This is a genomic window from Streptomyces sp. CCM_MD2014, from assembly GCF_000772045.1.
Lineage (GTDB): Bacteria > Actinomycetota > Actinomycetes > Streptomycetales > Streptomycetaceae > Streptomyces > Streptomyces salinarius.
Genome location: NZ_CP009754.1, coordinates 4,561,527 through 4,585,221, shown reverse-complemented (window position 1 = coordinate 4,585,221; position 23,695 = coordinate 4,561,527). Strand labels below are relative to the sequence as shown.

At 72.6% G+C, this 23,695-nt stretch carries 20 protein-coding genes, 4 tRNA genes and 1 other RNA gene; 9 read left to right on the top strand and 16 right to left on the bottom strand.

Annotated features, from left to right (window positions below):
* Positions 1-27 precede the first annotated feature (27 nt).
* The 10 genes from purM to purS form a co-directional block, all read right to left on the bottom strand.
* On the bottom strand, positions 28-1,095 hold the full coding sequence (gene purM / locus NI25_RS20260; protein WP_061443794.1) for a phosphoribosylformylglycinamidine cyclo-ligase: 1,068 nt from the start codon (positions 1,093-1,095) through the stop codon (positions 28-30).
* 51 nt (positions 1,096-1,146) lie between these two features.
* On the bottom strand, positions 1,147-2,673 hold the full coding sequence (gene purF, locus NI25_RS20255; protein WP_061443793.1) for an amidophosphoribosyltransferase: 1,527 nt from the start codon (positions 2,671-2,673) through the stop codon (positions 1,147-1,149).
* Between the two features lie 62 nt (positions 2,674-2,735).
* Positions 2,736-3,578: an META domain-containing protein gene (locus NI25_RS20250; protein ID WP_061443792.1), complete on the bottom strand. Its 843-nt coding sequence runs from the start codon at positions 3,576-3,578 to the stop codon at positions 2,736-2,738.
* Between the two features lie 64 nt (positions 3,579-3,642).
* The gene (locus NI25_RS20245) at positions 3,643-4,440 is read right to left on the bottom strand and encodes a maleylpyruvate isomerase family mycothiol-dependent enzyme (RefSeq protein WP_061443791.1); all 798 of its coding nucleotides are present in this window, start codon (positions 4,438-4,440) and stop codon (positions 3,643-3,645) included.
* A 36-nt stretch (positions 4,441-4,476) separates the two neighbouring features.
* Complete coding sequence (locus tag NI25_RS20240; protein ID WP_061443790.1) at positions 4,477-4,785, bottom strand: hypothetical protein; 309 nt, start codon at positions 4,783-4,785, stop codon at positions 4,477-4,479.
* A 71-nt stretch (positions 4,786-4,856) separates the two neighbouring features.
* Positions 4,857-5,708, bottom strand: a complete 852-nt coding sequence (locus NI25_RS20235; RefSeq protein WP_061443789.1) for a M23 family metallopeptidase — start codon at positions 5,706-5,708, stop codon at positions 4,857-4,859.
* 41 nt (positions 5,709-5,749) lie between these two features.
* Positions 5,750-6,232: an ArsR/SmtB family transcription factor gene (locus NI25_RS20230; RefSeq protein WP_061443788.1), complete on the bottom strand. Its 483-nt coding sequence runs from the start codon at positions 6,230-6,232 to the stop codon at positions 5,750-5,752.
* Between the two features lie 130 nt (positions 6,233-6,362).
* Positions 6,363-8,621 (bottom strand): phosphoribosylformylglycinamidine synthase subunit PurL, encoded by a 2,259-nt coding sequence (gene purL, locus NI25_RS20225; RefSeq protein ID WP_061443787.1) that lies wholly within the window; start codon positions 8,619-8,621, stop codon positions 6,363-6,365.
* Complete coding sequence (gene purQ, locus NI25_RS20220; protein WP_061443786.1) at positions 8,618-9,298, bottom strand: phosphoribosylformylglycinamidine synthase subunit PurQ; 681 nt, start codon at positions 9,296-9,298, stop codon at positions 8,618-8,620. The genes purL and purQ overlap by 4 nt, the downstream gene beginning before the upstream one ends.
* Complete coding sequence (gene purS, locus NI25_RS20215) at positions 9,295-9,567, bottom strand: phosphoribosylformylglycinamidine synthase subunit PurS (RefSeq protein WP_003974895.1); 273 nt, start codon at positions 9,565-9,567, stop codon at positions 9,295-9,297. The genes purQ and purS overlap by 4 nt, the downstream gene beginning before the upstream one ends.
* Before the next feature lie 350 nt (positions 9,568-9,917).
* Here purS and NI25_RS20210 point away from each other — a divergent pair, with 350 nt between their 5' ends.
* From NI25_RS20210 to NI25_RS20175, 8 genes are all read left to right on the top strand, one after another.
* Entirely contained in the window at positions 9,918-10,235 is a 318-nt protein-coding gene (locus NI25_RS20210; protein ID WP_061443785.1) for a histone-like nucleoid-structuring protein Lsr2, read from the top strand.
* A 136-nt stretch (positions 10,236-10,371) separates the two neighbouring features.
* Positions 10,372-10,443, top strand: a tRNA-Gly gene (locus NI25_RS20205).
* Positions 10,444-10,523: 80 nt separating this feature from the next.
* Positions 10,524-10,596: transfer RNA gene (locus tag NI25_RS20200), tRNA-Gly, on the top strand.
* A 144-nt stretch (positions 10,597-10,740) separates the two neighbouring features.
* Positions 10,741-11,712: an ABC transporter ATP-binding protein gene (locus NI25_RS20195; RefSeq protein WP_061443784.1), complete on the top strand. Its 972-nt coding sequence runs from the start codon at positions 10,741-10,743 to the stop codon at positions 11,710-11,712.
* Positions 11,709-12,524: an ABC transporter permease gene (locus tag NI25_RS20190; RefSeq protein WP_061443783.1), complete on the top strand. Its 816-nt coding sequence runs from the start codon at positions 11,709-11,711 to the stop codon at positions 12,522-12,524. The genes NI25_RS20195 and NI25_RS20190 overlap by 4 nt, the downstream gene beginning before the upstream one ends.
* A 49-nt stretch (positions 12,525-12,573) precedes the next feature.
* Entirely contained in the window at positions 12,574-13,848 is a 1,275-nt protein-coding gene (locus NI25_RS20185) for a sensor histidine kinase (protein WP_061443782.1), read from the top strand.
* An 11-nt stretch (positions 13,849-13,859) separates the two neighbouring features.
* Complete coding sequence (locus tag NI25_RS20180) at positions 13,860-14,462, top strand: response regulator (protein ID WP_061447001.1); 603 nt, start codon at positions 13,860-13,862, stop codon at positions 14,460-14,462.
* 37 nt (positions 14,463-14,499) lie between these two features.
* Positions 14,500-14,575 (top strand) — tRNA-Gly (locus NI25_RS20175).
* Positions 14,576-14,638: 63 nt separating this feature from the next.
* On the opposite strand, the gene NI25_RS20170 is transcribed toward NI25_RS20175, so the two are convergent.
* From NI25_RS20170 to ffs, 6 genes are all read right to left on the bottom strand, one after another.
* On the bottom strand, positions 14,639-15,538 hold the full coding sequence (locus NI25_RS20170) for a phosphoribosylaminoimidazolesuccinocarboxamide synthase (RefSeq protein ID WP_061443781.1): 900 nt from the start codon (positions 15,536-15,538) through the stop codon (positions 14,639-14,641).
* 98 nt (positions 15,539-15,636) lie between these two features.
* Positions 15,637-17,100: a N,N-dimethylformamidase beta subunit family domain-containing protein gene (locus NI25_RS20165; protein ID WP_061443780.1), complete on the bottom strand. Its 1,464-nt coding sequence runs from the start codon at positions 17,098-17,100 to the stop codon at positions 15,637-15,639.
* Between the two features lie 214 nt (positions 17,101-17,314).
* Positions 17,315-19,276 carry a hypothetical protein gene (locus tag NI25_RS20160; protein WP_061443779.1) on the bottom strand — a complete coding sequence of 654 codons (1,962 nt, stop codon included), beginning with the start codon at positions 19,274-19,276 and terminating at the stop codon, positions 17,315-17,317.
* A gap of 351 nt (positions 19,277-19,627) precedes the next feature.
* The gene (gene purD / locus NI25_RS20155; protein WP_061443778.1) at positions 19,628-20,878 is read right to left on the bottom strand and encodes a phosphoribosylamine--glycine ligase; all 1,251 of its coding nucleotides are present in this window, start codon (positions 20,876-20,878) and stop codon (positions 19,628-19,630) included.
* Positions 20,879-20,985: 107 nt separating this feature from the next.
* Positions 20,986-23,364, bottom strand: coding sequence for a DNA polymerase III subunit gamma and tau (locus tag NI25_RS20150; protein WP_061443777.1), 2,379 nt, complete (start codon positions 23,362-23,364; stop codon positions 20,986-20,988).
* Between the two features lie 45 nt (positions 23,365-23,409).
* Positions 23,410-23,506: signal recognition particle sRNA small type (gene ffs / locus NI25_RS20145), an RNA gene on the bottom strand.
* 73 nt (positions 23,507-23,579) lie between these two features.
* Here ffs and NI25_RS20140 point away from each other — a divergent pair.
* Positions 23,580-23,667 (top strand) — tRNA-Ser (locus NI25_RS20140).
* Positions 23,668-23,695 lie beyond the last annotated feature (28 nt).

Here is a 23,695-nt window from a genome sequence, read left to right as displayed (position 1 = left end):
CGCATCACCCACGGCATCCGCGGTGCCTCAGGCGGCGTAGTCGCCCACGAGCTCGGCGCCCGTCGTGTGCTCGCCGCGGTCGGTGATCTCTCCGGCCACCCAGGCGTCCACGCCGCGGTCGGCGAGGGCCGTCAGGGCCACGTCCGCCGACTCCTCGGGCACGATCGCGATCATGCCCACGCCCATGTTGAGGGTCTTCTCCAGCTCCAGGCGCTCCACCTTGCCGGTCCGGCCGACGAGGTCGAAGATCGCGCCCGGGGTCCAGGTGGACCGGTCGACCACGGCGTGCAGGCCGTCGGGGATCACGCGGGCCAGGTTGGCCGCGAGCCCGCCGCCGGTGACGTGACTGAAGGCGTGGACCTCGGCGGTGCGCATGAGGGCCAGGCAGTCCAGGGAGTAGATCTTGGTCGGCTCCAGCAGCTCCTCGCCGAGGGTGCGGCCGAGAGCGTCCACGTGGGCATCGAGCGCCAGGCCGCCCTCGTTCAGGAGGACGTGGCGGACCAGCGAGTACCCGTTCGAGTGAAGCCCGGAGGACGCCATGGCGATCACCGCGTCACCCGTACGGATGCGATCGGGGCCGAGCAGCCGGTCGGCCTCCACCACGCCCGTACCGGCGCCGGCGACGTCGAAGTCGTCCGCCCCCAGCAGGCCGGGGTGTTCGGCCGTCTCACCGCCCACCAGGGCGCATCCCGCCAGCACGCAGCCTTCTGCGATGCCCTTGACGATGGCGGCGACCCGCTCGGGGTGGACCTTGCCGACGCAGATGTAGTCGGTCATGAAGAGCGGCTCGGCACCGCAGACCACGATGTCGTCCATGACCATGGCGACCAGGTCGTGGCCGATGGTGTCGTAGACGCCGAGCTGCCGGGCGATGTCGACCTTGGTGCCGACGCCGTCCGTGGCGGAGGCGAGCAGGGGACGCTCGTAGTTCTTGAGGGCGGAGGCGTCGAAGAGGCCGGCGAAGCCGCCGAGGCCGCCGAGGACCTCCGGGCGGCGCGTCTTCTTCACCCATTCCTTCATGAGCTCGACGGCGCGGTCGCCCGCCTCGATGTCGACGCCGGCGGCTGCGTAGCTGGCACCAGTTGTGTCAGGCATGACGATGAGAACCTTCGTGTCGTACGGCAATGGGGCCAGGGAGGCGGACGGCTACGGGCGACGGATGGCGTCGGCGGCGGCCGTACCGGCGGGCCCGGCGGCCAGCTCGGTCTCCAGAAGCTGCTTGCCGAGCAGCTCGGGGTCGGGGAGCTCCATCGGGTACTCGCCGTCGAAGCAGGCGCGGCACAGGTTCGGCTTGGCGATGGTGGTCGCCTCGATCATGCCGTCGATGGAGATGTAGGCCAGGGAGTCGGCGCCCATGGAGGTGCCGATCTCCTCGACGCTCATGCCGTTGGCGATGAGCTCGGCGCGGGTGGCGAAGTCGATGCCGAAGAAGCAGGGCCACTTCACGGGCGGGGACGAGATCCGGATGTGGATCTCGGCGGCGCCCGCCTCGCGGAGCATGCGGACCAGGGCCCGCTGGGTGTTGCCGCGGACGATGGAGTCGTCGACGACGACCAGCCGCTTGCCCTTGATGACTTCCTTCAGCGGGTTCAGCTTGAGGCGGATGCCGAGCTGGCGGATGGTCTGCGAGGGCTGGATGAAGGTGCGGCCGACGTAGGCGTTCTTCACCAGGCCGTTGCCGAAGGGGATGCCGGAGGCCTCGGCGTACCCGATCGCGGCGGGGGTGCCGGATTCCGGGGTCGCTATGACGAGGTCGGCCTCGACGGGCGCCTCCTTCGCCAGCCTGCGGCCCATCTCGACGCGCGAGAGGTAGACGTTGCGGCCGGCGATGTCGGTGTCCGGACGGGCCAGGTACACGTACTCGAAGACACAGCCCTTGGGCTTCGCTTCCGCGAATCGCGTCGTTCGCAGGCCGTTCTCGTCGATGGCGACGAACTCGCCCGGCTCGATCTCCCGGACGAAGCTGGCGCCGCAGATGTCGAGGGCGGCGGACTCGGAGGCGACCACCCAGCCGCGCTCGAGCCGGCCCAGGACCAGCGGGCGGATGCCCTGCGGGTCGCGGGCGGCGTAGAGGGTGTGCTCGTCCATGAAGACGAGGGAGAAGGCGCCGCGCACCTGGGGCAGCACCTTGCCGGCCGCCTCCTCGACGGTCAGCGGCTTGCCGTCCTCGTCGACCTGGCCCGCGAGCAGCGCGGTGATCAGGTCCGTGTCGTTGGTCGCCGCGACCCGCGTGGAGCGCCCGTCCTGCTTGGGCAGGTCGGCGACCATCCCGGCGAGCTGGGCGGTGTTGACGAGGTTGCCGTTGTGCCCGAGCGCGATGGAGCCCTGCGCGGTGGCACGGAACGTCGGCTGGGCGTTCTCCCACACGGAGGCGCCGGTGGTCGAGTAGCGGGCGTGACCGACCGCGATGTGACCCTGGAGCGAACCGAGCGAGGTTTCGTCGAAGACCTGGGACACCAGGCCCATGTCCTTGAAGACGAGGATCTGGGAGCCGTTGCTGACCGCGATTCCCGCGGATTCCTGGCCCCGATGCTGGAGGGCGTAGAGCCCGAAGTACGTGAGCTTTGCGACCTCTTCGCCCGGAGCCCAGACACCGAAGACGCCGCAAGCGTCCTGGGGGCCCTTCTCGCCGGGAAGCAGATCGTGATTGAGTCGACCGTCACCACGTGGCACGCCTCCGAGTGTAGGCGAGGTCGACCACTGGTCCGAATTGGGGACAGAGTGTCAGCGGTGGATCACTGCTCGGCGACGGCCCGGACCGTGGTGCCGTCTTCGCTGGTCAGCGTGAGGGTTTCATGATCGATCCGGTAGTCGACCTTGCCGTCGAAGAGGCCGAGGAGCCGCTTCTCGGCGTCCATGAGTGAGCCTTCGCACATCATTCGGGTCGTGGACGGGGCGCCGAGCACGATCCGCCCGTCGCCGACGGTGGCCCCCGCGCTGACGCGGTTGCAGGGGAGGCGTCCGGAGACGGTCTGCGCGTCCCGGTCGAAGGTGAGGCGGGCGCGCCCCCGGTCGCCCTGCTGCCCCGGGGCGTCGACCACCCACCCGGTCCCGTACAGGGACACGTCCTCGGAGCGGCTGAGGCGGACGGTGTCGCCGTCGGCGGTGGTGAGGGTGAGCCGCTCGCCCTCGCCCTCCGTGGTGAGCGGGCCGGTGGTGAGGGCGCGGCCGAGGGACTTCTCGAAGTCGGCGGGGACCTTGTCGCAGCCCATCTCGGTGAACATGGCGTCGCTGAGCCGGACGCGCCCGCCCTCGTCCCGCTCCTCGACGTCGGCGCGGGCGCTGAAGCCGTTGCAGCCGGTGCTGCCCTCGGCCCGGCCGGAGTCGTCGATGCGTACGTGTGCGGCGTCCGGCGCCCGGTGGGTGGTGCCGTCGACGGTGACGCTGTCGATGCTCCACCGCACGCCGGTGACGCGCTGCCCGCCGGTGCCCGCGGAACCGCTGCCGGTGCCGTCGGCCGCCTTCTCGCTGCCGCAGGCCGCGGCGAGCGGGACGAGCGCGGCGACGGCGGCCACGGTGAGGGTCGTGCCGCGCTGCGGCTTCTTCCTGTCCTCGTGCTTCCTGTTCTGCCTGTACATGCCGATTCGACGGAGCGGGGGAAGATCCGGTTCCGTCCGGCCCGCGCTCGGCACGGAATCTCCCTCAGCTCAGCAGCGGCAGCAGGGCGCCGAGGTCGGCCCGCTCCCCGCTCGCGCTGACCTTCGCCCCGTCCAGGGCGTCCCTCCAGTCCAGCCGTCCGGTGGCCAGCCGGACCCAGGTCAGCGGGTCGGTCTCGACGACGTTGGGCGGTGTGCCCCGGGTGTGCCGGGGACCTTCCACGCACTGCACGACCGCGTACGGCGGGATCCGCACCTCCGTCGAACCGCCGGGCGCCTTCACGGCGAGCGCGTCGGCCAGCAGCCGGGTCGCGGCGGCCAGCGCCTGCCGGTCGTACGGGACGTCGAGGCCGGGGACCGCGGCGTTCAGGTCGTCGGTGTGCACGACCAGCTCGACGGTGCGGGTGACGACGTAGTCGGCCAGCGGCAGGGCGCCCGCGCTGGTCGGGAGCAGCCTGCTGCCGGGCTGGGTGTCGAGCAGCTCGGTGAAGCGCCGCTCGACCCCGGCGAGGTGGGCGTCGAGGTCGGGGTGCTCGCCGGCGAGCCGGCGGGCGGTCGCGGCGATGGCGTCCGCGTCGGCGGCGATGGCGAACGGCCAGTCGAGCAGCCGCCCGTCCTGCCGCCGGGGCTCCGCCTCACCCAGCAGCCGGTCCACGGCGGCCAGCGCCGTCCCGACGTGCGCGACCAGCTCCCGCACGGTCCAGTCCCCCAGCCGGGTGGGCAGCGCGAGCTGCTCCGGGGTCAGGGTGCGGACGGCCGCCCGTACGCTGCCGAACTGGGCGAGCACGGCGGCGCGGGTGCGGGCGGGATCGTAGGCGCGGGGGCGTTTCCTGGCGGGCGGCATGGCGGTGAGCCTAGGCGAGGAGCGGGAGTGGCCGAGTCACCCCTCGGCGGCGGTCTCCCGGATCAGCGGCTCGAACACCCGGCGCACATAGGCGTCGAACGGCTCGGTCAACGCCCCGTCGATCACCCGCCGCACCCCGCACTCGGCCGCGAGTTCCTTGAGGGCGGCGCGGGAGTCCGGTCCCACGCCCCCGCCGATGACCATGACGCCGAACTCGCGCGTCTCCAGGAGCTTGCGGGCCTCCTCGTCGGTGGTCACTCCCTCCACACTGAACCCGTCGGCGCGCAGCGTGTCCACCACCGCCGTCACCCTGACGGCGGTCCTGCCCAGCACCAGCGTCCTCATGAGCGCTCCTCTCCCTTACGTCTGGGTACGTCTCCGGTTACGTCGAGACCGGCGCCGCCGACCTTAGGAACTCAACCGCGCTTGAGGTCAAGCCCGGTGTGCGGGTCCCCGGCCGCGTCGAACACCTCGCCGTTGCGCGGGACGCCGATGCCGGTCCAGGTGAAGGGGACACCCCGTGCGGTGTCCGGGTCGGGGCCGTCCATGAGCTGGAAATGGACGTGCGGCTCGCTGGAGTTGCCGGTGTTGCCGCACCCGGCGAGGACCTGACCGGCGCGGACGTGGTCGCCCTCGCGGACGGTGAAGGAACCTCGCCGCACGTGGGCGTACAGGGCGTGGGTGCCGTCGCCGAGGTCGAGGACCAGGTGGTTGCCGACGATGCGGCGGACACCGGCCAGCTCGCGCACCGAGCCCTCGACGAGCATCAGGTACAGCAGCGCGGGCAGCGAGGTGCGGCTCAGGTGGTCGCGCTGGCCGTCGTCGGTCCGTACGACCGTGCCGTCGGCGACCGCGAGGAGCGGGGCGCCGAACGCCGGGAAGGCGCGGGGGCTCCGGGCGAGCGGCCACAGGGCGCGGAAGCCCGGCCGGGCCCCGGGCTCCGGCTCGCCGACGAGGTCGATGGCGAAGGTCTGGCCGTAGGCGTGGACGCCGTGGCTCGGAGTGCGGTCGGCCGGGCTGTTCAGCGCGGACCAGCGGCCGGTGACGGGCGGGGCGACCTCGACGGGCACGCGGGACCTGCCGGGCGCGTCGGGGGCGCCGCCGTTCCAGCGGTTGACCACGGTGATCAGGGCGTAGGCGAGGACCAGCGGCAGGAAGACGCTCCACCACGGATACCCCGGGTCGAAGAGGACGCCGGTGACCACCAGGGCCAGGAAGGCGAGCTGCAGCACCCGGAAGGTGATCATGGCGAGCTTGCGTGCGGACATCGTTCGTTCCCCCTTGCCGGTGTGGAACCCGAGGGTCCCGGTCAGTTCCGTGCGGTCGACAGCGCCACCAGCAGCGGTACGACCCGCCCCGGCGGCACCTCGTGACGGCCCCGGCCGGTGGCGTGCAGCCAGCCGGCGCCGGTGAGCTGACGCAGGTGGTGGTAGATCTGGCCGGTCGTGCCCATCCCGTCCAGCTCCGCCAGCTCGGCGGCGGTGCGCCGGCCGTCGAGGACCTCGCGCAGGATCCGCATCCGCACGGGATGTCCGAGGGCCGCGAACACCTCGGCGGATTCGGCCCAGTCGGCGTCCAGCAGCCCTTCGGTGAGCGTGCCGTGCTGCCACTCGTACCGCTCCCCGGCCGGCAGGCGCACGGTGCCGGTGAACAGGACGCCGCCGGCCTCCGCCCCCAGCTCGCCGAGCTGCTCCTTCAGCCCTTCGAGGGCCCAGAAGTCGCCCTCCTCGGGGCGGGGGGCGGGCCGCTCGGCGGCCTCCAGGGCGGCGAGGCGCCGTTCGAGGTCCGCCACTCGCTGTTCCAGTCGCTCCACACCCTTGAGATTACGTAAGTACGTAATAGCGCGCAAGACTGGTGCCGCCGGAGCACGCGGAAAGGGCCGCCCGGATTGCTCCGGACGGCCCTTCCACGTCGTACCGCCGTTACGCCAGCAGCCCCGGGATCGTCCCCTCGTGGGCCTCGCGCAGGTCGGCCAGGGGGAGGGTGAACTCGCCCTGGACCTCGACCGCGTCGCCGTCGACCACGCCGATGCGGGTGACGGGCAGGCCGCGGGCGCCGCACATGTCGTTGAAGCGGACCTCCTCCGAGCGCGGGACGGCGACGACCGCGCGGCCCGCCGACTCCGAGAAGAGGAAGGTGAAGGCGTCGAGCCCGTCGGGTACGACCAGACGCGCGCCCTTGCCGCCGAGCAGCGCCGACTCGACGACCGCCTGGACCAGACCGCCGTCGGACAGGTCGTGCGCGGAGTCGATCATGCCGTCGCGGGAGGCGGAGATCAGGATCTCGCCCAGCAGGCGCTCGCGCTCCAGGTCGACCTTCGGGGGCAGGCCGCCGAGGTGGTCGTGGATCACCTGGGACCAGGCCGAGCCGCCGAACTCCTCACGCGTGTCGCCCAGCAGGTACAGCAGCTGGCCGTCCTCCTGGAAGGCGACCGGCGTGCGGCGGGCCACGTCGTCGATGACGCCGAGGACCGCGACCACCGGGGTCGGGTGGATGGCCGCCTCGCCCGTCTGGTTGTAGAGCGAGACGTTGCCGCCCGTCACCGGGGTGCCGAGCTGCCGGCAGCCGTCGGCCAGGCCGCGCACGGCCTCCGCGAACTGCCACATGACCGCCGGGTCCTCCGGCGAGCCGAAGTTCAGGCAGTCGGAGACCGCGAGGGGCTTCGCGCCGGTCGTGGCCACGTTGCGGTAGGCCTCCGCCAGCGCCAGCTGCGCGCCCGTGTACGGGTCGAGCTTGGCGTAGCGGCCGTTGCCGTCGGTGGCGATGGCGACGCCGAGGCCGGACTCCTCGTCCACGCGGATCATGCCCGAGTCCTCGGGCTGGGCGAGGACGGTGTTGCCCTGCACGAAGTGGTCGTACTGCTGGGTGATCCACTGCTTGGACGCCTGGTTGGGCGAGCCGACCAGCTTGAGGACCTGGTCCTTCAGCTCGTCGGACGTCCGCGGCCGGGGCAGCTTGTTCGCGTCGTCGGCCTGGAGGGCGTCCTGCCAGTCGGGACGGGCGTAGGGGCGCTCGTAGACCGGGCCCTCGTGCGCGACCGTGCGCGGGTCGACGTCGACGATCTTGCCGCCGTGCCAGTAGATCTCCAGGCGGTCGCCGTCGGTCACCTCACCGATGACGGTGGCGATGACGTCCCACTTCTCGCAGATCTCCAGGAAGCGGTCGACCTTGCCCGGCTCGACCACCGCGCACATGCGTTCCTGCGACTCGCTCATGAGGATTTCCTCGGGAGACAGAGTCGAGTCGCGCAGGGGCACGTCGTCCAGGGTGACGCGCATGCCGCCGGAGCCGTTCGACGCCAGCTCGCTGGTCGCGCAGGACAGGCCCGCCGCGCCCAGGTCCTGGATGCCGACGACCAGCTTCTCGGCGAAGGCCTCCAGGGTGCACTCGATGAGGAGCTTCTCCTGGAAGGGGTCGCCGACCTGGACGGCGGGGCGCTTGGACGGCTTGGCGTCGTCGAAGGTCTCGGATGCCAGGATCGACGCGCCGCCGATGCCGTCACCGCCGGTGCGGGCCCCGTACAGGATGACCTTGTTGCCCGCGCCGGACGCCTTGGCGAGGTGGATGTCCTCGTGCCGCATGACGCCGATGGCACCGGCGTTGACCAGCGGGTTGCCCTGGTAGCAGGCGTCGAAGACGACCTCGCCGCCGATGTTGGGCAGGCCCAGGCAGTTGCCGTAGCCGCCGATGCCGGCGACGACGCCCGGGAGGACGCGCTTGGTGTCGGGGTGGTCGGCCGCGCCGAAGCGCAGGGGGTCCACGACGGCGACCGGGCGGGCGCCCATCGCGATGATGTCGCGCACGATGCCGCCGACGCCGGTCGCGGCGCCCTGGTAGGGCTCCACGTACGACGGGTGGTTGTGCGACTCGACCTTGAAGGTGACCGCGTAGCCCTGGCCGACGTCGACGACACCGGCGTTCTCGCCGATGCCGACGAGCATCGCGTCGGACTCGGGGGCCTTCTCGCCGAACTGGCGCAGGTGCACCTTGCTGCTCTTGTACGAGCAGTGCTCGGACCACATCACCGAGTACATGGCCAGCTCCGCGCCGGTGGGGCGGCGGCCGAGGATCTCCACGACCCTCTCGTACTCGTCCTTCTTCAGGCCCAGCTCGGCCCAGGGCAGCTCGACGTCGGGGGTCGCGGCCGCGTGCTCGACCGTGTCCAGAGGCGTCCGGCTCATGCGTTGACCAGCTTCTTGAGGATCGAGGTGAAGAACGGGAGGCCGTCGGTGCGGCCGGTGCCGATCAGCGGCTCGACGGCGTGCTCGGGGTGCGGCATCAGGCCGACGACGTTCCCGGCGGCATTGGTGATGCCGGCGATGTCGTTGAGCGAACCGTTGGGGTTGAAGTCCACGTACCGGAAGGCGACCCGGCCCTCGGCCTCCAGCTCGTCCAGCGTGCGCCGGTCGGCGACGTAGCGGCCGTCCATGTTCTTCAGCGGGATGTGGATCTCCTGGCCGGCGGTGTAGTCGCTGGTCCAGGCGGTGCCCGCGTTCTCCACCCGCAGCTTCTGGTCGCGGCAGATGAAGTGCAGGTGGTCGTTGCCCAGCATGCCGCCGGGCAGCAGGTGGGCCTCCGTGAGGATCTGGAAGCCGTTGCAGATGCCCAGCACCGGCAGGCCGGCCTTCGCCTGGTCGATGACGGTGTCCATCACCGGCGAGAAGCGCGCGATGGCGCCGGCCCGCAGATAATCGCCGTACGAGAATCCGCCGCACAGCACCACGGCGTCGACCTGCTTGAGGTCCTTGTCCTTGTGCCAGAGGGCGACGGGTTCGGCGCCGGCGACGCGGATCGCGCGCTGCGTGTCCCGGTCGTCGAGGCTGCCGGGGAAAGTGACGACGCCAATACGAGCGGTCACTTCGCGGCCCCCGCGACTACGTCTTCGGACTCGACCTTGACGGTGAAGTCCTCGATCACGGTGTTGGCGAGGAAGGATTCCGCAAGATCATGGATGCGGGCGAGGGCGGCGTCGTCGACCGGCCCGTCCACTTCCAGTTCGAATCGCTTTCCCTGACGGACGTCCGAGATCCCTTCGAAACCCAGTCGCGGCAGTGCGCGCTGCACCGCCTGGCCCTGGGGGTCGAGGATCTCCGGCTTGAGCATGACGTCGACTACGACGCGTGCCACTGGCACTCCCGGTGTGTGGTGCTGAGCAGGTTCCTTCAGACTACCCGTACAAAATTTCTACGCGCGTAGCCTTGGAGGAAACTACGTGAGCCCAGTCACGATCCGGCATCGGGAGGCGGCGGTCTCGAAAAGCTTCGGGAAAGATCCGGGATCGAGCGCGGACACCTATTGCCCGGCAGACACGCGGGCAGATTTAGTCGGGCTTCCCATTGCAATGCCGGGCACTGTACAAATGAAATGTCATTAGCCGATACTTTGCCCAATTACAGGCGAACAGTCGGCATCATCGCGGCGTCTTGGCACGTTCGGGCACGTCATCGCGGAGATGCCGCACGAAGGGACCGATATTCGTGGCGCAGCGTGTCGTGGTCACTCTCTTTGACGACATCGACGGCTCGGAAGCGGCGGAGACGATCGCCTTCGGAGTCGACGGCCGGATGTACGAGATCGACCTGAACGAAGCCAATGCCCGGAAACTGCGCAAGGCGCTCGAGCCGTACGTCTCGGCCGGCCGCAAGCGCTCCCGGTCCGGCAAGGCCTACCGGCAGACGGAGGTCGCCCCCGACCCGGCGGCGGTCCGCGCCTGGGCCCAGGCGAACAAGATGGACGTGCCCGCGCGGGGCCGGATCCCGAAGAGGGTGTACGAGGCGTTCGCCGCGGCGCAGTGAGCCGCCCCGGGCCGGGAGCGGCCGACGGCCGCTCAGCCGCCCCTCGCGGCAACCGACTTGCGCGGCACCCCGGGTGATCAGCTAAAGTCTGGAGCACGCCGAGGGGCGAGGCCGAAAGGCCCGGCTCACGGAACACGCGGGTGTAGTTCAGTAGTAGAACATCCCCCTTCCAGGGGGAAGGCGCAGTGTGCAATTCCTGTCACCCGCTCTGCATCGCCGTACCGACCACTCGATTGGATCAGGTAGGCTGGTGCTCGCACCGACCGGTGAAGGCCGTTCGGGAGCAATGCGGACGTAGCTCAGTTGGTAGAGCGCAACCTTGCCAAGGTTGAGGTCGCGAGTTCGAGCCTCGTCGTCCGCTCGGGAATCAGACCCCGGTCCTCCAGGACCGGGGTCTTTTCGTGCGTCCGGATCCGGAGTCCCGCGGGCCGGTTCTGACATTTGTCATGTTCGGCGATGACGGCTCGCACTGTCGTCCCGCCCGGGGCGCCGGAATCCTTGAGGCATGCAAACCAACGGACACGAGCACGTGATTGAGGTCACCGACCTGCGACGTGTGTACGGGGGCGGGTTCGAGGCCGTGCGCGGGATCGACTTCTCCGTGCGTCGCGGCGAGGTCTTCGCCCTGCTGGGCACCAACGGCGCCGGCAAGACGTCGACGGTCGAACTGCTGGAAGGGCTCGCCGCTCCGGCCGGCGGGCGGGTGCGCGTCCTCGGGCACGACCCGTACACCGAGCGGGCCGCCGTACGCCCCCGCACCGGGGTCATGCTGCAGGAGGGCGGCTTCCCCTCCGAGCTGACGGTCGCCGAGACGGCGCGGATGTGGGCGGGATGCGTGAGCGGCGCCCGGCCACCCGCGGAGGTGCTGGCGCTGGTCGGCCTGGAGGCGAAGGCGGGCACCCGCGTGAAGCAGCTGTCCGGGGGCCAGCGCCGCCGCCTGGACCTGGCGCTCGCGCTGCTCGGCGACCCCGAGGTGCTCTTCCTCGACGAGCCCAGCACCGGCCTGGACGCCGAAGGCCGCCGGGACACCTGGGAGTTGGTGAGCGGGCTGCGCGACGCCGGTACGACGGTGCTGCTGACCACGCACTATCTGGAGGAGGCCGAGAACCTCGCCGACCGGCTCGCGATCATGCACGAGGGCCGGATCGCCGCCACCGGCACCCCGGCCGAGGTGACCGCAGCGCAGCCGTCCCGCATCTCCTTCGAACTGCCCGACGGGTACTTCGTGGGCGACCTGCCGCCGCTCGCCGAACTGGGCGTGAGCGACCACGAGGCCGACGGCCGCACGGTGAAGCTGCGCACCCGGGAACTGCAGCGCGCGGCCACCGGACTGCTGGTGTGGGCCGCGGAGGCCCGAGTGGAACTGCGCCGCCTGGACGTGCGCTCGGCGTCCCTGGAGGAGGCCTTCCTCAGCATCGCCAAGGAGGTGTCCGCGAGGGCGGGCGGCCCCACGACGGAGAAGGAGTACGCGGCATGAGCGCCACCGACGCACCGGCCCGCGCGAAGGGTCCCGCCCGCGCGGCGGCCACCACGCCGGCGAGCCGCATGACCGCCCTCGCCCGCGCCGAGATGACTCTGCTCGGGCGGAACAAGGGCACCGTCTTCGCCGCGCTGTTCATCCCGTTCGTGATGCCGTTCAGCGTGCGGGCGGGCGCCGAGGAGATGGACCTGGGCAAGGCCGGGCTGACCGTCGGCACGCTCGTGCTGCCCGCCGCCGTCGGCTTCTCCCTGCTGTTCGCGGTCTACTCGGCCCTCGTCGGCGTCTTCGTCGTCCGGCGCGAGGAACTCGTCCTCAAGCGGCTGCGCACCGGCGAACTGCGGGACGTGGAGATCCTCGGCGGGTCCGCGCTGCCGGCCGTCCTCAGCGGGCTCGTGCAGTCGCTGCTGCTCGCGGCGGGCTGCATGGCGCTGCTCGACCTGTCCGCGCCGTCGGCCCCGCACCTGGCCGTCCTCGGGCTGCTGCTGGGCCTGGTGATGTGCGCCGCGCTCGCCGCGGTCACCGCGAGCTTCACCAGGACCGGTGAGAGCGCGCAGGTCACCCCGCTGCCGTTCACGTTCGTCTCGATGTTCGGCTCGGGCCTGTTCATCCCGCTCGACCTGCTGCCCGACCGGCTCGCCTCCGTGTGCGAACTGCTGCCGCTGACGCCCGTGATCACCCTGGTCCGCGGCGGCTGGACCGGCGCCCTGTCGGCCGGTGAGGCGCTGGGCGCCGTGGCGACGGCGGTGGCCTGGACCGCGGTCGCGGTGTTTGCTGTACGGCGGCGGTTCCGGTGGGAGCCGCGGCACTGACGTACAGGGACGTGCGAGGGCGTACGAGGTGAGCGGGAGCGGCGGACGGATGCGCAGGCCGGGCGGATGGTGGCGGACCAAGAGCACGCCGGAGAAGGTGGAGACGTACACACGGGGGTCGTTCCACTTCTTCGGGGTCATCGAGATCCTCGCGCTGGGGGTGAGCGCGTACGGCCGGACCGGCGCCGGACTCGCCACCGTGCTGTCCCTGCTGGTCACCGTGCACGCCGCGGTCTGCATGCTGGTCTCCTCCCGGGCGCTGGACTGGACGCGCGGGCGGCGTCCGCAGCCGGTGCGCCTGATGTGGGCGCTCGTCGTCGTCTCCGCCGCGGTCTCGGTCACCGCGGTCGTGATCGCGGAGCGCGGACCGGCCGGTGAGGTGGAGACCGCGGCGGGCTCGGTCTACGGCGGGGTCCTGTGCTACGCCGCCGGTGTCATCACGCTCGGGGTCAGCGGCAGGCGGCGCATGGTCGCCGTCGTCGGCGGCTTCGCGGTGGGCGCGGGGCTCCTGACGTTCCCGCTGGAGATGCCCGCCCTCGCATCGGTCGTGCTGGCCGGCCTGGTGATGGTGACCGGCGGGTTCCTCGCCGTCACCTCGATCTTCTCCCTCTGGCTGCTCAACGCCGTCTACGCGCTCGACGACGCCAAGGAGACCCGGGCCAGGCTCGCGGTCGCCGAGGAGCGGCTGCGCTTCGGCCGGGACCTGCACGACGTGATGGGACGGAACCTGGCGGTGATCGCGCTCAAGAGCGAGCTGGCCGTCCAGCTGTCCCGGCGGGGCAGGCCCGAGGCGGTGGAGCAGATGATCGAGGTGCAGCGCATCGCCCAGGAGTCGCAGCGCGAGGTCCGGGACGTCGTGCGCGGCTACCGGGAGGCCGCCCTGGAGGTCGAACTGGCCGGCGCCCGGGGCGTCCTGGCGGCAGCCGGCATCACGGCGAAGGTCACCGGCGAGACGGCCGGCCTGCCCGCCGAGGTGCAGTCGGCGCTCGGCTGGGTGGTGCGGGAGGCGACCACGAACGTGCTGCGGCACGGGGACGCGAAGAAGGTCGCCGTGACGGTGCGGATGTCGGAAGGGCGGGTAGTGCTGACGGTGGAGAACGACGGCGCGGCGGAGACGACGGGGGGCGGCCCCTCGGCCGACGCGACCCGGACGACCGGCTCCGGCGGCTCGGGCGGCTCCGGGCTCACAGGATTGCGGGAGCGGCTCTCCGCGGTGGACGGGACGCTGGAGGCGGGACCCGCCGGCCGCGGGGTCTTCCGGCTGACGGCCGCGGTTCCGCTGCCGGACGCCACGGCGGGCGCCGCACTGGAGGTCGCCTCGTGACGACGACGACCGTGCGCGTCCTGCTCGCCGACGACGAACACCTCATCCGCGGGGCCCTGGCGGCCCTGCTGTCCCTGGAGGACGACCTCGTCGTCGTCGCCGAGGCGGCCACCGGTCCCGAGGCGCTGGCGATGGCGCGGGCGCACGCGCCGGACGTCGCCGTACTGGATCTCCAGATGCCCGGCGCCGACGGTGTGAAGGTCGCCACATCCCTGCGGGCCGAGCTGCCCGCCTGCAAGGTGCTGATCGTGACCAGTCACGGGCGGCCCGGGCATCTGAAGCGGGCTCTCGCGGCGGGCGTGCGCGGGTTCGTCCCGAAGACGGTCAGCGCCCAGCGGCTCGCCGAACTGATCCGCACGGTGCACGCCGGAAACCGTTACGTCGACCCGGAGTTGGCCGCCGACGCGATCTCCGCCGGGGACTCGCCGCTGACCGCCCGCGAGGCCGAAGTACTGGAGCACGCCGCCGACGGGGCGCCCGTCTCGGAGATCGCCGAGCGCGCCGCGCTCGCCGAGGGGACCGTGCGGAACTACCTGTCGTCGGCCGCGAGCAAGCTCGGCGCGGAGAACCGGCACACGGCGGTGCGGATCGCGAGGGAGCGGGGTTGGGTATAGTGGCTGTCGCGCCAGGGAGAAATCCCCGGCACGCAGTGCGAACGTAGCTCAGTTGGTAGAGCGCAACCTTGCCAAGGTTGAGGTCGCGAGTTCGAACCTCGTCGTTCGCTCCAGACGAGAAGCCCCCGGTTCCGGCCGGGGGCTTCTTCGTGTGCGGCCTTCTGCGGCCTCTGCCGCTACGACCAGCTCTGGCCGGTCAGCAGCTCGTAGGCCTCCACGTACTTGGCGCGGGTGGCGTCCACGACCTGCTGCGGCAGCGGCGGCGGGGGCTGCTCGCTCCTGCGGTCCCAGCCGGACTCCGCGGAGGTCAGCCAGTCCCGCACGAACTGCTTGTCGTACGACGGCTGCGCGCGGCCCGGCTGCCACTGGTCGGCCGGCCAGAAGCGGGAGGAGTCCGGGGTGAGGACTTCGTCGGCGAGGACCAGGTCGTCGCCGTCGAAGCCGAACTCGAACTTGGTGTCCGCGAGGACGATGCCGCGCTCGCGGGCGATGTCCCGGGCACGGGAGTAGACGGCGAGGGTGGCCTGGCGCAGGGCGGCGGCGGTGTCCGCGCCGACCTGGCGGGCGACCTCCTCGTAGGAGACGTTCTCGTCGTGCTCGCCGACCTCGGCCTTGGTGGCCGGGGTGAAGATCGGGGCGGGCAGCTCGGAGCCGTCGACGAGGCCCTCGGGGAGGGCGAGGCCGCAGACGGTGCGGGACTCGTCGTACTCCGCCAGGCCCGAGCCGGTGAGGTAGCCGCGGGCCACGCACTCCACGGGCACCATCCGCAGCGACTTGCAGACCAGGGCGCGGCCCTCCCAGTCGGCCGGGGCGCCGGGGGGCAGCTCGGTGCTCAGGACGTGGTTGGGCGCCAGGTCGGCGAGCTGCTCGAACCACCACAGCGAGAGCTGGGTCAGGACCCGGCCCTTGTCGGGGATCTCGGTCGGCAGCACCCAGTCGTAGGCGGAGATGCGGTCGCTGGCGACCATCACGAGGTCGCCCGCCTCGTTCCGGTACAGCTCGCGCACCTTGCCGGTGTGCAGATGCACCAGGCCCGGAACCTGGATCGGCTCGGGCTTTTCAACGAATCCGGACACGGTTCCTCCCCGTGGTTCTGAACAATACGTCGATTGTCCCGTACGTCGGGGGGAGGGTGACCGGCGGGGCAGGGGGCGGGGCGGCGGGGGCGCGCGGCTCAGTCCCGTTTGCAGATGCGGTCCAGGAGGTTGGCGGTGGCGCGCTGGATCCGCGGGTCGACGTGGCCGGGGCGGTCCAGGGCCGGGGACCAGGCGAACGTGCCGGACGCGAAGACCCAGGCGCCCGACGGGGCCCGGTACAGCGACGTCTCCTGGTGGCGCCGGACGCCGTCCACGTCGGTGTACGGGGAGTGGGCGAGCAGGACCCGCTCGTCGTGCTCGGGGAGGGCCGTGCGCGGGAAGTAGCGGTCGGCCTCGCCCGCCACCAGGTCTTCGATCTCGTCGCCCTCGTGGGCTCCGGTGGCCTCCCAGAGCCAGTGACCGGCGTTGCGGACGATCATCGGGTGCGGTTCGGGGACGCGGCCGGCGTACTGGATGCCGAGCAGCTGCTGCTCGGGGCGGTCGATCTCCCGCCACAGCGCGGGGCGGCCCGGTCCTTTGCGTTTGCGGCAGGTCAGCAGGCGGTCGGGGACACCGGACGGGGAGGGTGCCAGCTCCACCTGCCAGTACATGGTGTTGGCGGAGAGGAAGACCAGGGAGGTCCCCCGGTCGCGGGCCAGTTCCGCGGTGCGGCGCATGGGGCCGGACCAGTACTCGTCGTGGCCCGGGAAGACCAGGCCCCGGTAGCGGGCCGGGTCGACGCGGCCGGAGTGCAGGTCGCGGGCGTCGGCGTAGGCGACGTCGTAGCCGTAGCGCTCGGCGAAGCGGATGAAGTCGTAGGCGTGGCCCACGTGGAGGGGGAGGCCCGCTCCCGCGTACGGGCGGTCGAAGGAGACGGTCGTCGCGGCGTCCGCCTCGCCGAGCAGGCGGCCCTCCTCGTCCCAGGCGTGGTAGAGGCTGGCACCGGTACGGCCGTCCTCCGGGTAGAGGTTGTACGCCTGCCAGGTGACGTCCGGCAGGAGGAGCAGCAGGTCGGCCGGGTGGTCGTCGCGGACCGTGAAGGGGACGTGGGAGCGGTAGCCGTCGGCGGTGGTGAGGACGGCCACGTACGCGCCGACGTTCCAGTACGTGGGGATCTGCAACCGCCAGGACAGCCACCAGTGGTGGCAGGAGACCGTGCGGTCGGCGGTGAGCGGCGGAGGCTGGACGATGCCGGACAGGCGGGGGCTGGTGGTGATCTTTGCGGCGCCGTCACCGCCGTAGTGGCCGATCCGGTAGATGTCGACGCCGAACTCCTGGGGCGGGTCGACGGTGACGTGGAAGTCGATGGCCTCGCCGGGGGCGACGGCTCCCGTCGCGGTGAAGCCCTTGATCTGGCGGCGGACGTCGTCGGCGGCACGGGGGCCGCCGCCGGAGTCGGTGCCGGTGCGGTCCTGGTCCGCGTACCAGGCGACCACCTGCCCGGTGTCGCCGAAGTACGTCTCGCCGCCGCGCAGCCAGGGGACCGGCCCCTGTCCGAAGGGGTCCGTCACGGCGTGCGCGAGTGCTCCCGACTCCCAGCGGCGAATCTGCTCGGGCCCCATGGGACAGTCCCCTCCCTCGTGCCCCCGTGGTCGTGCGTATGACGAACGCCTTTGCCATGTGCGCGATCGGTCCCAGCACATCACATTTCGCACGCGGGCTGTCACTGTTCGTCGCGAAGTGGCCGAAAGTGGAATGAGACCGTCCGATTCCTCCGCGCCCGCCTGCGGCACGCCCGGACGGGTGCGGCGGGGGGCGGTGGGGGCGGTACGGGCGTCAGACCAGTCGTACCGGCTTCTCCGGGCGTATGCCGAGCTCGGTCATCCAGGCGCGCAGCGGGCCCGGGTCACCCGTCTCGACGAGGCTGAGCACGCTGGGCGCCGGGTCCGCGGTGCGGGCGCCGTCGAGCAGGAGCGCCGGCCCGTCGAGCCAGTCGAGGCCGGGGGCCGCACCGACGGTGTCCATCGCCGCGCAGCACACCATCGCCGTGATGTGCGCGGCGAGGATCTCGCGCCCGGTGCGCGGGGGCTGCAACGGCAGGAGGGGAAGCGCACGGTCGTCCCAGAGGGCGGCCTCCGGACCCGCCCCGGTGCCCGGACCCGGGGGCGGGGAGGGAACCCCGGCTCCGACGGGCCGCTCCCGGGCCTCCTCACGGGCCAGCTGCGCACTGAGCCCGGCGGCCAGGGCGGCCCCCCGTGCCGTGGTGCCGGCGAGGTCGTCCTCGTCGTCGGCGGGGACGGCCTGGTGGTCGGTGTGGGCCGGAGGCGGGGCGGCGCCGTCGGCGTACTGCGGAGACGGGGCGCCTCGGCCGCCGTACGGCGCATGCGCGTCGGCGGGGGCCGGGTCCGCGGCGGCGGGCCGGGCAGTGGTGTCGGCCGCGGGAGGTGTCCCGGGGGCCGGGGCCGCGTCGGCGTCTGTGGGAGAGGCGAGGGTGAGCGCGGGGTCCTGGGTGGTGAGGTGGTCCAGGACGCGGGCCAGGGTCGGGCCGTCCGTGCCCGGTGCGGTGCCCCCGCCGGTGCGACGGACGCCCAGCGTGTCGAGCACCCGGTGCAGACGGGCCGCGTCCGTGCGCCAGGACCGGTCGACGACCTCCTCGGGATACTCCTCCCAGCCGACCGGCGACCAGTCCGGACCGGTCTCGGCCGGCCCTCCGTGGAAGAGGCGCGCGGCGAGGAGCGAGACCGCCTCGTCCACCACCCCGGGCTCCTCCAGCAGGTCACAGGCGGGACGCTCGCCCAGGCGGGAGGCGAAGCCCTCGGCCAGGCGGTCCCGGCGCGACAGCTCCGTGAGGGCGGCGACGACGCCCACGTCCAGCCGGGAGGGCCAGCGGCCCATCCGCCAGGCGGGCAGCGCCACCCGGGTCAGCAGCCGGTCCCAGCCCGCGTAGGCGAGCCCCACCTGCTCCTGCGCGACGATCCGCAGACCGTAGTCCACAGCCTGTGCACGCTCCGCGGCCGCGGCGGCGACCCCGCGCTCCATCTCGGTCGCGTGCCGTCGGCAGCCGCGCAGCAGGAGCCGGGACACCCAGCCGAGGCCCGCGCACGCCACCCGGGACAGCGGGTCGCGCCGGCCCGCCGAGGCCACCGCCACGGCGGCGTCCAGGCCCCGTATGAAGCGCCGGGCCGCGGCTATGTCGGGGTGTGCCGAAGGCTCCGTACCGGCGACCACCGGGGCGAGGACGGCACGCAGCTCGCCCACCCGCATCCACCACAGGAACGGCGAGCCGATGACCAGGACGGGCGCCGCGACGGCACTCCGGCGGCGGGCGGGGTCGCCGAGGCCGGGCAGGCCGTCGTCGTCCCTGTCCGCGGGCGGCGGGCCGTGGAGCGGATGGGTGCGGTCCTCCAGCCAGCTGTCGCAGTCCGGCGTGAGCGCTATCGCCGAGGGGGCGGGGACGTCGAGCCGGTCGGCCAGGTCGCGCACCATCCGGTAGAGCTCGGGCGCCGACTCCTCGGGGACCGTGACCGTGGGGGTCACGGCGGGCTTGGCGCGGGCCACGACCAGGGCGACTCCGGCGGCGGCCAGCAGGACGAGCAGGGCCAGGACGGACACCACCCAGCGCAGGACGTCCCAGCCTGCGCCCGCGAGGCGCCCGGTGGATCCGCCGACGAGGAGGATCACGGCCGCGGCGGCGGGCAGCAGGGCCACGGCCAGCGCGCGGCTGCGGACCCGCAGCACCGCAAGCGCCCGGGTACGCGCGGCGAGCGCGCCCATCTCCACACCACCGAGAGCGGTCACGGCCGGACCTCACCCCCTCATCGCTGTCCTGTCTGCCCTGTACCTGCTGGACCGTCGTGCTGCACTGCTGCTCTTCCTGCCGTTCCTGCTGTTCCCGGACTTCATGCTCTTCGGGTTCTGCTCACTTCACCCACTGTGGCACCCGGCACTGACATCGCAATGCCGGTGGGCCAAGTGCCGGAACGCTTGCGCGGCACCATAGTTGGGGGTCCCGCGCCCGTCAGCCGTATGGCCCATCGGTCACCCGATGGAATGGCTTTGGGGAAAGGTGGAGACGGACAGCAAAGGTCAGGCCCCGGCTCCTGGGAGGGAGCCGGGGCCCGTCGGATCCGGTGACCGGGAAGGCGAGGGTTACGCGCCCGCCGCCTTCGCCGCGATGTCGGTGCGGTGCTGCGAGCCGTCGAGGCCGATGCGGGCGACGGCCCGGTAGGCACGGTCGCGGGCCTCCGTGAGGTCGGCGCCGGTGGCCGTGACGGACAGGACGCGGCCCCCGGCGCTGACGACGGCGTCGCCCTCGGCGCGAGTGCCGGCGTGCAGGACGTAGGCGTGCGGGGCGTCCTGGGCGGCCACCTCGTCGAGGCCGGTGATCGGGTCGCCGGTGCGCGGGGTGCCGGGGTAGTTGTGGGAGGCGACGACCACGGTGACGGCCGCCTCGTCGCTCCAGCGCAGCGGCTCCAGGTCGGCGAGGTTGCCGGTGGCGGCGGCCATCAGCAGACCGGCGAGCGGGGTCTTCAGACGGGCCAGCACGACCTGGGTCTCGGGGTCGCCGAAACGGGCGTTGAACTCGATCACGCGCACGCCGCGCGAGGTGATCGCGAGCCCCGCGTAGAGAAGACCCGAGAACGGTGTGCCGCGCCGGCGCAGCTCGTCGACGGTCGGCTGGAGCACGCTCTGCACGACCTCGTCGACCAGCTTCGGGTCGGCCCAGGGCAGCGGCGAGTACGCGCCCATGCCGCCGGTGTTCGGGCCCTCGTCGCCGTCGAGGGCGCGCTTGAAGTCCTGGGCGGGCTGGAGCGGGCGTACGTTCTCGCCGTCGGTGATCGCGAAGAGGGAGACCTCGGGGCCGTCCAGGTACTCCTCGACGACGACGCGGTCGCAGGCGTTCGCGTGGGCGCGGGCCGCCTCGACGTCGTCGGTGACGACGACGCCCTTGCCCGCGGCCAGCCCGTCGTCCTTGACGACGTAGGGCGCGCCGAAGGCGGCGAGGGCCGCGTCGACCTCGTCGGGGGTCGTGCAGACGTAGGAACGGGCCGTGGGCACGCCCGCGGCGGCCATCACGTCCTTGGCGAAGGCCTTGGAGCCCTCCAGCCGCGCCGCCTCCCCCGACGGCCCGAAGACCGGGATGCCCGCCTCGCGGACGGCGTCGGCGACCCCGGCGACCAGCGGCGCCTCGGGTCCCACGACGACCAGCTCGGCGCCGAGCCGGGTGGCGAGCGCGGTGACGGCCGCGCCGTCGAGGGCGTCGACCTGGTGCAGTTCGGCGACCTCGGCGATACCGGCGTTGCCGGGTGCGCAGTGCAGCGCGGTGACGTCGGGGTCGAGGGACAGGGAACGGCACAGGGCGTGTTCGCGGGCGCCGCCGCCGATGACAAGGACCTTCACGGGGTGAAGCCTAATGGGAACGGGCCGCCGCGGTTTGTGCGGGCTTCCGAAGGGACCGGCCGCGCATGCTTGTGGCTTCCTCCAGGCCGAGCGCACGGCTCGGGCGGTCACTCGTTGGCGATCTCCTCGACCACCGTCGCGCCCAGTTCGCGGACCAGCAGTTCCTTGCCGGAGAGCGCCGACTCGTCGAGGTCCGGGTCGTCGTCCTCGGGGATGTCGTCCTCGGGGGAGACCGGGGGCGGCTCGGGTGCCGAGGGCCGGGGCGCGGGGGCGGCGGCCGGAGCGGACGCCGGAGCCGGAGCGGGGGTCGCGGACGGGGCGGCGGGCGCGGACGGGGACGCGGGCGCCGACGGCCGCTGTGCGGGCGCGCCCCCGCCGAAACCGCCACCGCCGCCGAAGCCGCCTCCGCCGCCGTAGCCACCGGAGGGTCCCGAGGGGCCGGACGGGCCCACACCGGAGGGAGGCGCCGAGCCGCCGGAGGGATCGACGACCGCGTCGATCTTCCACTGCACGTTGAACTGCTCGGCCAGGGCCTGCCGCAGCACGTCCTCGCTGCCGCTGCTGACGAAGTTGTCCCGGGCGCCGGCGTTGACGAAGCCGAGCTGGAGGGAGGTGCCGTCGAAGCCGGTCACCTGAGCGTTCTGGCTGAGCAGGATCCAGGTGAACCGGCGGCGGTTCTTGACCGCCTCCAGGATGTTGGGCCAGATCGTGCGGGGGTCGATCCCGGGAGCGCCCGGCGGCGGAGAGGCGGGCGCGGGACCGGCCGGAGCGGCAGCCGGGGCCGGAGTCGCGGAGGGGCCGGCCGAGGGGCTGGGAGCGGCCGGTGTCCGGGACTGCCCGCCCCCCGCGGGGGCCGCCGTGGGCCATCCGCCGGGGCGGCGCCCACCACCGGCGGGAGCCGCGGTCGGCCAGGCACCGGGAGCCGGCGCCGAACCGGAAGCGGAAGCGGGAGCGGGAGCAGGAGCGGCGGCAGGCGCGGGGGAAGCCGCGGGACCGCCGGCGGCGGAAGAAGGCGCGGCCTGCGCGGGCCCGCCCTCGGCGGAACGGCCACCCGCGTCGGCCGAGGACCCGGCCCCGGCACCGGCACCGGCACCGGCACCGGCACCGGCACCGGGAGCAACGCTGGGAGCAGCACCGGAGGACGAGCCGCCGCCCGGGCCACCGCTTGGCGCGCCGGCGCCCTGCCCCCGTACCGCCGCACGGGCCGCGGCGGGTCCGCCGCCCGGCGGCAGCGGAGCCCCGGCGGGCGCCACGCCCCCCGCACCGGCATGCGCCTCGGGCCCGGGCGTGTACCCCATGGCGGGTGCACCCGCACCGGCCGAGAACTGCACCCCGCGCTCGATCCGGTCCAGGCGGGCCATCACGGACCGCTCGTCGCCGTACGCGGCGGGCAGCATCACGCGGGCACAGATCAGCTCCAGCTGGAGGCGCGGCGAATGGGCGCCGCGCATCTCGGTGAGCCCCTCGTTCACGATGTCGGCCGCACGGCTCAGCTCGGCCGCGCCGAAGGACCGGGCCTGGGCCTGCATCCGCTCGACGACGTCGGCGGGGGCGTCGATGAGCCCCTTCTCCGCGGCGTCGGGCACGGCGGCGAGGATCACCAGGTCACGCAGGCGCTCCAGCAGGTCGGTGACGAACCGCCGCGGGTCGTTGCCTCCCTCGATCACCCGGTCCACGACCCCGAAGGCGGCGGAGCCGTCCCCCGAGACGAAGGCCTCGACGACCGAGTCGAGCAGCGAACCGTCCGTGTAGCCGAGCAGGGCGGTCGTCATGTCGTACGTCACACCGTCGGCACCGGCGCCCGCGAGCAGCTGGTCCATGACGGACATGGAGTCACGCACGGACCCCGCGCCGGCCCGCACCACGAGCGGCAGCACACCCTCCTCCACCGCGATGCCCTCCCTGCCGCACACCTCGGCGAGGTAGTCGCGCAGGGTGCCGGGCGGCACGAGCCGGAAGGGGTAGTGATGGGTCCGCGACCGGATGGTCCCGATGACCTTCTCGGGCTCGGTGGTCGCGAAGATGAACTTGAGGTGCTCCGGCGGCTCCTCGACGACCTTCAGCAGGGCGTTGAAGCCCTGCGGGGAGACCATGTGGGCCTCGTCGATGATGTAGATCTTGTACCGGCTCGAGGCGGGACCGAAGAAGGCCTTCTCCCGCAGGTCGCGGGCGTCGTCCACACCTCCGTGCGAGGCGGCGTCGATCTCGATGACGTCGATGGAGCCCGGCCCGTTGCGCGCGAGGTCGCGGCAGGACTGGCACTCGCCGCACGGCGTCGGCGTCGGGCCCTGCTCGCAGTTCAGACAGCGCGCCAGGATCCGGGCGCTGGTCGTCTTGCCACAGCCGCGCGGACCGCTGAACAGGTACGCGTGATTGACCCGGTTGTTCCGCAGCGCCTGCTGCAGCGGGTCGGTGACATGCCCCTGCCCGATGACCTCGGCGAAGGACTCCGGGCGGTAACGGCGGTAGAGCGCGAGAGACGACACGCATACGAGGTTATAGGCGCCCACCGACAACCGGACCGCCCGCAAACGAGACGCCCCCCACGCACCCGCCAGAGCCGACCTACCCTTGCTGCCTTCCGGCCCTGGGGGAGTTCAGTCAGATAGCGCCGCGTGAGGGGCTGGGCCACACGTTACCCGATGCGGGGCCCTCGGAACGAGTTCGCAAGCACTCCCCGACGTCATGTAATGTTCTCGGCGGAGGATTCGCCTAGAGGCCTAGGGCGCACGCTTGGAAAGCGTGTTGGGGGCAACCCCTCACGAGTTCGAATCTCGTATCCTCCGCCAGTGCCTCACCGGGCACGATGTCGAAGGG

Bases quoted from the DNA above. Each gene is read 5' to 3' on its own strand.
- NI25_RS20240 (WP_061443790.1), bottom strand. From the start codon at position 4,785: ATGAGGACGCTGGTGCTGGGCAGGACCGCCGTCAGGGTGACGGCGGTG.
- NI25_RS20235 (WP_061443789.1), bottom strand. From the start codon at position 5,708: ATGTCCGCACGCAAGCTCGCCATGATCACCTTCCGGGTGCTGCAGCTC.
- NI25_RS20185 (WP_061443782.1), top strand. From the start codon at position 12,574: ATGCGCAGGCCGGGCGGATGGTGGCGGACCAAGAGCACGCCGGAGAAG.
- NI25_RS20245 (WP_061443791.1), bottom strand. From the start codon at position 4,440: ATGCCGCCCGCCAGGAAACGCCCCCGCGCCTACGATCCCGCCCGCACC.
- NI25_RS20195 (WP_061443784.1), top strand. From the start codon at position 10,741: ATGCAAACCAACGGACACGAGCACGTGATTGAGGTCACCGACCTGCGA.
- NI25_RS20190 (WP_061443783.1), top strand. From the start codon at position 11,709: ATGAGCGCCACCGACGCACCGGCCCGCGCGAAGGGTCCCGCCCGCGCG.
- NI25_RS20250 (WP_061443792.1), bottom strand. From the start codon at position 3,578: ATGTACAGGCAGAACAGGAAGCACGAGGACAGGAAGAAGCCGCAGCGC.
- purM (WP_061443794.1), bottom strand. From the start codon at position 1,095: ATGCCTGACACAACTGGTGCCAGCTACGCAGCCGCCGGCGTCGACATC.
- purL (WP_061443787.1), bottom strand. From the start codon at position 8,621: ATGAGCCGGACGCCTCTGGACACGGTCGAGCACGCGGCCGCGACCCCC.
- NI25_RS20165 (WP_061443780.1), bottom strand. From the start codon at position 17,100: ATGGGGCCCGAGCAGATTCGCCGCTGGGAGTCGGGAGCACTCGCGCAC.